We start from the raw sequence: 557 nt of genomic DNA, 5'->3' as shown, positions 1-557 counted from the left end.
TCGGGCGGAGGTCGCTGGTGCTATGACGATGTCATGTGATGATGCTGGCACTAGCGTTGTTCAGCGGTTCGAGGTCTTCACCGGCGCAGGCAAACGCCGTGATTGGCCACCGGAGGTAAAGGTCTCGATCGTAGCGGAGAGCTATTCGGGCCAAGAGACCATCAGCGCCGTGGCTCGCCGGCATGGCATCTGTCCCTCGCAGCTGTTCACCTGGCGCCGGGAGTTGCGCAAGGAGATGGAGGCGCGAGGAGTGCCGCTTCCGGTCTCGTCGGCCCCGGCGCCCCTCTTCGTTCCCGCAGTGATCGAGCACCTGCCTTCGCCCGAAGTAACACCGATCGCGAAGCGGCGACGTCGACGGCGGGGATCGCCTCCGAGCGCGGTAGAGCTAGAGATCGACGGCGTGGCGGTGAGGATCGCGCGCGGTGCGGATAAGGGGCTGATCGCGGCAGTAATCGAAGCGCTCAAGGCAACGCGATGATTGGACCCGGCGCCGGTGCGCGAGTGATGGTTGCGACGCGGCCCGTGGATTTTCGCAAAGGACCAGACGCATTGGCGGC

The 557-nt window shown here is 65.2% G+C and carries 1 protein-coding gene; it reads left to right on the top strand.

The genetic code is table 11. The features are described 5' to 3' along the window. Nucleotides 1-478: IS66-like element accessory protein TnpA (tnpA, locus tag PYV00_RS23925; protein WP_342803842.1), on the top strand; the 478-nt coding region annotated here is incomplete at its 5' end. Between the last annotated feature and the right edge of the window lie 79 nt (nt 479-557).

The sequence above is a fragment of the Novosphingobium album (ex Liu et al. 2023) genome (assembly GCF_029076845.1).
In the GTDB taxonomy this organism is placed as follows: domain Bacteria; phylum Pseudomonadota; class Alphaproteobacteria; order Sphingomonadales; family Sphingomonadaceae; genus Novosphingobium.
This window is presented reverse-complemented; position numbering and strand designations above follow the sequence as displayed.